This is a genomic window from uncultured Acetobacterium sp., assembly GCF_927416815.1.
Classification (GTDB): domain Bacteria; phylum Bacillota; class Clostridia; order Eubacteriales; family Eubacteriaceae; genus Acetobacterium.
In genome coordinates this window covers 20,655-28,600 of the sequence record NZ_CAKMJU010000022.1, presented here as the reverse complement: position 1 = coordinate 28,600, position 7,946 = coordinate 20,655, and the positions used below count along the sequence as shown (strand labels likewise).

Here is a 7,946-nt window from a genome sequence, read left to right as displayed (position 1 = left end):
ATTTTAAAAGAAAGGAATTGATTTAGATTAATAGAAGTGGGTGAGGGTACATGACACTGTATATCGTGGCAGGAATAGCCATATTTATCATTTATATTTTGTTGCTTCTACCGGGCAGAATGCCAAAGGAGGTCGATGATCGACTCTGGACCAGTTACTATGCCCATCGGGGATTGCACGAAAAGGATAAGTCAATTCCGGAAAATTCGATGGCGGCCTTTAAAAAAGCAGTCGATGCCGGCTATGGAATCGAAATGGATTTAAATCTTACCGCCGATGGAAAAATTGTTGTCTTTCACGATGATGATTTATTGCGTTTGTGTGGGGCGGAGCGCTTGATAGCTGATTGTAGCTATGAAGAATTGCTGACTTATAACCTGGGAAATACCGAAGAAAAAATCCCTCTGTTTGAAGATGTTCTGAAGATGGTGGATGGTCGGGTTCCCCTGATTGTCGAACTGAAAAACACAAAGTATCTCAGTGAGTTATGCTCGAAAACGGCCAATCATCTTGATCAATATAACGGACTATATTGTGTCGAGTCTTTTCAGCCGTTAATTGTCAGATGGTTTTATAAAAACCGGCCCGATGTGGTAAGAGGTCAGCTTTCGGTAGGGTATAAAAGCCTCAAGGGACTGGATGTTAAATTGTGGCAACGGTTGCTAATCATTTCATTTGCTACAAATTTTATCACGCGCCCCCATTTTATGGCATTTTGTCATGGCGATGCCCGGCGCAAACTGGGTCTTAGCCTATTTCATTTACTAACCGGAAGGCTGATCGGATGGACGGTTCAGGATACCGATGACATTGAGTATTGCAAGAAAAAATTTGATGCGATCATCTTTGAATATTTTGAACCATAACTGTAAAATCTGCGGCAGTAAAACCCGGGAAATCACTGTAAAAACCCTTAGCGCTGCCTATTATTATTGCGACACCTGTGAGTTTATCGCAAAGGATGCGGTACGACAATGAGCGCCAGGATAAAAAAAGAAATGAAAAAGTAAAGAAAAAAGCCGGAAAACTTGAAGTTTTCCGGCTTTTTTTCAGGTTAGATCAATTTCATTATTTTTGATAGCCGCGGCTAAATTTTTTATGTTATCCTCAATTTGGTCAATGATTGCGATAAATTCTTGATCGCTTTTTCCGGACGGGTCTTCCAGGCCCCAGTCTTCAACATAACGGCCGGGCAGGTAGGGGCAAACAACATTGCACCCCATTTTGATGACAATGTCAATAGCGGGAAGATCATTCAGCAGCTTAGAATGCTGGGTGGCTTCCATATCGATACTGTAGCGTTCTTTGATTAAACGGACGGCATCCTGATTGATTTGTGGTTTGGTTTCGGTGCCTGCTGAATAGCTTTCAAAGACATCGCTGGCAAATTTTTTGCCCAGCGCTTCAGCCATCTGGCTGCGGCAAGAATTATGGACACAGATAAAGGCGACTTTGGGTTTGCTCATAGGTTTCTCCTTGGTGTTTTAAATTTAAATGGAATTCTTGTAGGTGTTGATCAGATCAATGACGTTTTCGCGGATTTTGTAGCGCAGATGTCGGGCTTTCTCAAGTTTTTCCTCTTCGGTACCGGTAAAAGCAGCGGGATCTTCAAAGGTCCAGTCAAGCACATTTCTGGCCAGTGGAAAAATCGGACAACGCTGGCCATTTTCCAGGTCACAAACCTTAATAATATAGGAATACAAACGCCCCTCCTTATAATAATCAAATACCGAATTGGTATCATTTTGACTGAGATCATAGCCTATTTCTGCCATAACCTTGACAATCAGGGGGTTGATGGTGCCCGGCTCCAGACCGGCGCTTTCAGCAAAAAAGTAGTCTTTCCCTAAATCGTTTAGAAAAGCTTCGGCCATCTGACTTCTGGCAGCATTATGGACACAGACAAATAGTACTTTAATCATTTGATCACTCCTAAAAAAGATTTCCTTAAATCATATCATCAACAAAAGATATGAACTATCATGATTGTGTTAATTTTTATGGTAAAATAGTGACAGGATAATCACAAGGAGAATAAGCACATGAAAATTGATCGTCTCATTGGCATACTATCGATCCTGCTACAACAAAAAAAAGTGACGGCGCCCTATCTGGCTGAGATCTTTGAAGTGTCCCGCCGAACCATTAATCGGGATATTGAAAATATTTGCAAGGCTGGAATTCCGCTGACGACAAGCCAGGGGGCAAACGGCGGGATCGCTATTATGGAAGGGTATAAGATCGACAAAACCTTGTTATCATCAGCGGAGCTGCAGTCCATCCTGGCTGGACTTAAGAGTCTCGACAGCGTGGCCGGAACCAATCAGTATCGGCAATTAATTGACAAATTGGCAGTAAGTGGGGGAGCGACCCAGCCGGATAATCATATTGTCATTGATCTGTCCTCACACTATAAAAATTCATTGGCTCCCAAATTTGAAATCATTAAAAAAGCCATTGATCAGAGGCGGCTCATTACTTTTTATTACTACTCACCAAAAGGCGAAAGCAGCCGACAGATTGAGCCTTATTTGATGGTTTATCAATGGTCATCCTGGTACATTTGGGGCTATTGTCAAGATCGTTGTGATTTTAGGCACTTTAAACTCAACCGGCTCTGGGATTTGCAGGTGCGGGAGGAGACCTATAAGCCCCGTGATCTGCCAAAATACAACAGTCAAGAGCAATTGGCCATGCCCAGCCAGATTCATCTGGTGGCGGAATTTGACCCAATTATGAAATGGCGGCTGATTGATGAATACGGGTTGGATTGTTATCAAATGACCCAGGAGGGAAAACTCCGTTTTGAATTTTATTTCGCCAGCCAAGAAAATTTGTTCAGTTGGTTGCTGAGTTTTGGTGATGGGGTCGAATTAATAAAGCCCGAAGCGCTGCGAAAAGATTTTTTGATGATCGCGAAAAAACTTGTAAAAAAATACCAGTGATCAATTTAAACATGACAGACAGGTGTCGTGATTAGTCAGGTAGAATAATTAAAAACGAGGAGGTTAAGATATGAAATTTGAAGCAGCCATGCTGGTAGTGGATGATATCAATCGTTCACGGGCTTTTTATTGTGATGTTTTTGGTTTGGAAGTGGTGATGGATTTTGGTGAGAATATTACCTTTAACGCGGGCTTTTCACTGCAGGAAAAGGCACTCTGGGCAAAATTTATTAATACCGAAGAAACGGCGATTGTCTATCGAGGAAACGATATGGAGCTATACTTTGAAGAAGAAAAGCTGGATGATTTTTTAGAACATTTAAAAACTTTTGAGGGGATAAAATATTTGCACAATGTCGAGGAAGCCGCCTGGGGGCAGCGAACCATCCGTTTCTATGATCCGGATTATCATATTATCGAAGTCGGAGAAAGTATGGCCATGGTTTGCCAGCGTTTTTATGACCAGGGCATGACCATCGAAGCAATTGTGGAGCGAACCATGATGCCGGCGGAAGTGGTTAAAAGTTTTCTGTAAACTAAGTTCAATTCGACTACAGAATTGAACCGGGCGCTAAATTGAAGCACTTAATTCAAACGAAGAGTCCCTTTAAAAAATTTTAAGGGGATTCTTTTACGTTAGTTTTTAAAATGCTATAATAAAAATGCGTTAGAATTACGAAGAAAAGGATATAAATATGAACACAGAAATAGCCATCCGGATGGCAAATGAGTCAGATGCAGAACAATTATTGGGTATTTATGCGCCCTATGTCAGAGAAACGGCGATCACTTTTGAATATACCGTGCCGACCCTTGATGAATTCAAAAAACGAATAAATAAAATATTGACCAAATACCCTTTTCTGGTGGCTCTACAGGAAGCGGAAATCCTCGGATATGCCTATGCTTCGGAGTTCAAAAACCGAGCCGCCTATGACTGGGCGGTGGAAACCACCATTTATGTCAGACAGGACAAGGGTCAAAGCGGGGTGGGTAAAAAGCTTTACCATGCCCTAGAGGTAGTCTTGAAAAAGCAGAACATTTGTAATTTGTATGCCTGTATTGCCTATCCCAATCCCGGGAGTATTGGTTTTCATGAACATCTGGGCTATCAGACCATTGGTCATTTTTCAAAATGCGGTTATAAATTCGAAACCTGGTATGACATGATCTGGATGGAAAAAATAATTGGTGAGCATGGTGCCAATCCAAAACGGGTTATTCCCATCAAGGCATTGGATCAATTGAAAGGATGAAAAATTTCATAAAGGAAATGTATAAAAAAAGTGCAGTCGATTTAACAAAAAAGCAATAGACAAAGCACAAAAAAAAGAATACACTGAAAATAAAAGAAATTTACGAAATAGATTTTAAGGATGCATAAAAATTAATCTGGGAGGCACATAGTGAAAACGATCAACGTAAAACTGATGCTTATTCATCGCGGAACCCGAACTCATTCAATTACCCAAATTGAGCCGATAGGCCATATGTCGCTGGCAGAAATGATGGCCAGCAAAGGGATTGATGTGGCTGTTTTTTCAGGAGAGCTGTTAAAAGGGCTGGAATTTCTTGAAGCGACTGGTTCGGATGAAAATACAGTGGTGGGTTTATATTGTGACTATGAGAATCAGTCAGCCGTTGAAAGTTTTTCCAGAGAGATAAAAAAGCGCTACGGTGCTATCGTTTTTGTCGGTGGACCCCAGACCGTGGGTTTGGGTGAGGACTTTTTGCGCGCCAGCCAGGCCGACGCGATGATGCGAGGCGAAGGTGAGTATTCCCTTTACGAAGCCATCCAGGCCATTCAAGATGAAGCAACAGAAAGATGGGAAAGTATTTCTGGGATGTGCTCATTCCGGAATGATGGCAGCTACTATGATAATGGCATCTATCCGGCCATTGAAAACTTAGATGAACTGCCGATTATTACCGGTACAATTAAATCCGCCCAACATCAGGGCATTAATCATATGGCAGTGATGTCAGGACGAGGGTGTCCTTTCCACTGCTCTTTTTGTTATGAGGGGGGGAATAGCAAGAATGTCAGGCGTCGAAGTGTCGAAAGCGTGATCAAAGAAATCCGCTGTCGACTAAAACAAAACCCCAATGTGAAATACATCTTTTTTGGCGATGATACCTTCACCCTCGATAAAGAGCGGGTGCGGAGCTTTTGCGAACAACTCAAAGCGCTGCGCAAAGAACACGATTTTGTCTGGTTCGCCGATGCCCATGTCAATATTGTTATCAAATATCCGGAAATTGTAAAAATGATGGTTGATGCCGGTCTGGTACGGATGCAGATCGGGATTGAGAGCTGTAACCAGCATATCATTGATATTTATAACAAAAAGATAAAAAGGGAAGGTCTCTTTGAAGTCATAGAAATTTGTCACGCCGCCGGACTGCCTCAACTGGTTGGTAACATCATTATTGGTGGGGCGCTGGAAACCCGAGAAACCCTAGATTTTACCTTTGATACCGTAAATGAAATGATCAAAGCCGGCCGGGGGATGGTGGAGGTGGTCAGCACCTTCTATATGCCTTTCCCGGAAACTGCGATGTCAAAAGATCCGCAAGCCTTTGGGATTTTTGTGAAGGATGAACAGGCGCTCACATCGGTGGGAGACTTTCCGGTGATAGAAACTAAAACCCTGAGTATTGAAGAAATCTGCGCCGCTCGAAATGAGTTTTTTGAAATGAATATCAAACTGATGCGAAAAATGCTCAGTGATGGCGAAATACCCGATGCGGTCATTCTGGAAAGCTATGCCCTCAGTGAAAAATACGGCCTCAGCGGGATGTGGCAGGGACTGGCTTATTCTCGCTACCCCTATTTTGATGCCCAGTATAAGGCGCGCGTTCGGGGTGATAAGCTAACCAAAGATTATCAAGGAGAAACGGTCTTTGAGACGCACCCGCAGCGCATTGCTTTGTTGTCCCTGACCCCTGAGTTGGCGGCAGAAATACCGGTGTTAAATGGATTTGTTTACTCTCCCTTTGAATTTGAGGTATTAAAATACAGCTCCGGAAAACTGACCATCAACGAGATGGCCGAGATACTTTTCGCGGAGTATCAGAACAGTTTTAAGAGTTTTGACGCCTTTAAGCTGCACCTGCTGGAGACCATCAAAAAACTGGAAGCCGTGGGTATGTGTGTGTTGTCAGGGGCACTAAACGCCAAAACGGTAGATAAAGAATGGGAGAATCAGAAAAATGCAGTGGAGAATGCCGTGAAAAATAAATTCATTCTGTTTAAATTATCAACCATTGGGATGGAAATCGCCGGCTTTAGCAGAAATGGTGCCTTTCTGGGCATTTATGGCCTGGCCAGCTATTTGGATTCCAAAGGTTATGACGCCATTGTCTGTGAATGCCGGCCGGATCAGGCGATCGATTATCTGAAACAATACCCCTTTAATGAAATTTGCGGGATTGGTTTTTCGGTAGATTTTGAAAATAAGCATGTCGTTAAAAAAGTCAGTGCGGCAATTACCGAGATGCATGGGATTCCGGTGCTGATTGGCGGCCCCGAAGCGATATCCTTAGATGAAGATTATCTGCGACAGTCCCAAGCCTGTGCGATTGTCAGAGGCGAAGGCGAATTGGCGATGGTGGCAGTTCTTAATGCCTTAAAAGAACAGCAAAACCTGGATGGGATTGCCGGCATCTTTTATCTCAACGAGAACGGGGAGTGCATCGATAGGGGCGAAGGGCCGGTGGTGGAAAATCTCGATGATCTGCCCTTTCCAGCCTATCATAAAAGCATTACCCCGATTGATTTTTCCAGCCTTTATCTGATGAGCAGCCGAGGTTGTCCTTTCCATTGTGTTTTCTGCCATGAAGGGGCATTAAAACGGCCGATGCGGCAGCGGAGTGTAGCCAACGTTATTGCGGAAATGAAATATTTTCTGCTAAAATATCCGGAACTCAGTTATTTTAAGTTCTGCGACGACACCCTGGTGACTGATCCCAAATGGTTGGATACCTTCTGCCAGGAGGCCAAAGCCCTTCAGGCTGTCAAACCCTTTCAGTTCTATTGTGAGGCCGATGTGGTGTCCTTAAGCCGCCGGCCAGAAGTATTAAAAACCATGGTGGATGCCGGCCTTAACCGGCTTCAAATCGGCATTGAAACCGTGGATCAGGAAATGCTTAAAATTTACCGCAAAAACATCTCCCCGGAAATGGTGGAAACCGTTGTTAAGGCGGCCTATGATGCAGGCGTGCAGCAGGTCTTCGGTGCCCTGCTGGTGGGTGGTCCCTTTGAAAACCGGGAACATATTGAAAAAAACAAGGCCTTTGGCGCCAAGCTGCTGCGGTTGGGCCCGGGGATGATGGAAATCGCCCCCAGCATTGTAATGCCTTACCCGATGACCGATATTGGCCTGCATCCCGAAAAATACGGACTGACGATTTACGACAGGCAGGGTCTCGGTTGTATTTCTGATTACCCGATTATGGATAGTGAAACGATGGATCGGCGGGAGATCATGGGAGCCTATCAAGAATATCTCCAGAGCTTTGTGGATGAGATTAAGATCATGTTAAGTGACGGGGAATTGGGTCATGAGGATATTTTAAGGTGCTACCAAACATCGATGGCCTCCAACGGCCCTAAATACTGGATTAATATTATTTCCCACCATAAGCCGACTTTGACCGCTTATTACACCATGCTGGCCAGGGAATCGGCCAGTCGGGTGATCGATGTGGATCCGGCCGAACTGCCCAACTGGCGCCCCCAGCGGATGATTGAAATGTGGCGGGATGTCGATTTTTCCCAGGGCTATCCGCTGTTATGGGGCGAGGCGCTGTCACCCTTTGAATATGAAATCATGAAATACTGCACCGGCAAAAGCACCATCGCCGCCATTACCGACCTCCTGTATCAGCGATTTGGAAAACCATTTAAGGAAAGTCCTAATGAATTAAGGGAACGGATCATTGAGACGCTGAAAGTTTTTGATAAAAAATACTGGCTGCTTGTTGTTCCGTTCTAGAAAA

At 43.9% G+C, this 7,946-nt stretch carries 7 protein-coding genes; 5 read left to right on the top strand and 2 right to left on the bottom strand.

All coding sequences use genetic code 11. The annotated features are described in order from the left end of the window. Nucleotides 1–50 precede the first annotated feature (50 nt). Nucleotides 51–866 (top strand): glycerophosphodiester phosphodiesterase family protein, encoded by an 816-nt coding sequence (locus QZ998_RS03695; protein ID WP_296558120.1) that lies wholly within the window; start codon nucleotides 51–53, stop codon nucleotides 864–866. A 183-nt stretch (nucleotides 867–1,049) separates the two neighbouring features. On the opposite strand, the gene QZ998_RS03690 is transcribed toward QZ998_RS03695, so the two are convergent. Together QZ998_RS03690 and QZ998_RS03685 are read right to left on the bottom strand one after the other, a co-directional pair. Beyond that, nucleotides 1,050–1,466, bottom strand: a complete 417-nt coding sequence (locus QZ998_RS03690) for an arsenate reductase ArsC (protein ID WP_296558118.1) — start codon at nucleotides 1,464–1,466, stop codon at nucleotides 1,050–1,052. A gap of 24 nt (nucleotides 1,467–1,490) precedes the next feature. Continuing rightward, nucleotides 1,491–1,922: an arsenate reductase ArsC gene (locus QZ998_RS03685; RefSeq protein ID WP_296558117.1), complete on the bottom strand. Its 432-nt coding sequence runs from the start codon at nucleotides 1,920–1,922 to the stop codon at nucleotides 1,491–1,493. Nucleotides 1,923–2,042: 120 nt separating this feature from the next. Between QZ998_RS03685 and QZ998_RS03680 the strand changes: the two genes are divergently transcribed. The 4 genes from QZ998_RS03680 to QZ998_RS03665 all read left to right on the top strand — a co-directional run bounded on the left by QZ998_RS03680 (nucleotide 2,043) and on the right by QZ998_RS03665 (nucleotide 7,942). Next, complete coding sequence (locus QZ998_RS03680) at nucleotides 2,043–2,945, top strand: YafY family protein (RefSeq protein WP_296558115.1); 903 nt, start codon at nucleotides 2,043–2,045, stop codon at nucleotides 2,943–2,945. 70 nt (nucleotides 2,946–3,015) lie between these two features. Next, nucleotides 3,016–3,480 carry a VOC family protein gene (locus QZ998_RS03675; RefSeq protein WP_296558113.1) on the top strand — a complete coding sequence of 155 codons (465 nt, stop codon included), beginning with the start codon at nucleotides 3,016–3,018 and terminating at the stop codon, nucleotides 3,478–3,480. Between the two features lie 160 nt (nucleotides 3,481–3,640). After that, on the top strand, nucleotides 3,641–4,201 hold the full coding sequence (locus QZ998_RS03670) for a GNAT family N-acetyltransferase (protein WP_296558112.1): 561 nt from the start codon (nucleotides 3,641–3,643) through the stop codon (nucleotides 4,199–4,201). A gap of 150 nt (nucleotides 4,202–4,351) precedes the next feature. Continuing rightward, the gene (locus QZ998_RS03665; RefSeq protein ID WP_296558109.1) at nucleotides 4,352–7,942 is read left to right on the top strand and encodes a radical SAM protein; all 3,591 of its coding nucleotides are present in this window, start codon (nucleotides 4,352–4,354) and stop codon (nucleotides 7,940–7,942) included. Nucleotides 7,943–7,946 lie beyond the last annotated feature (4 nt).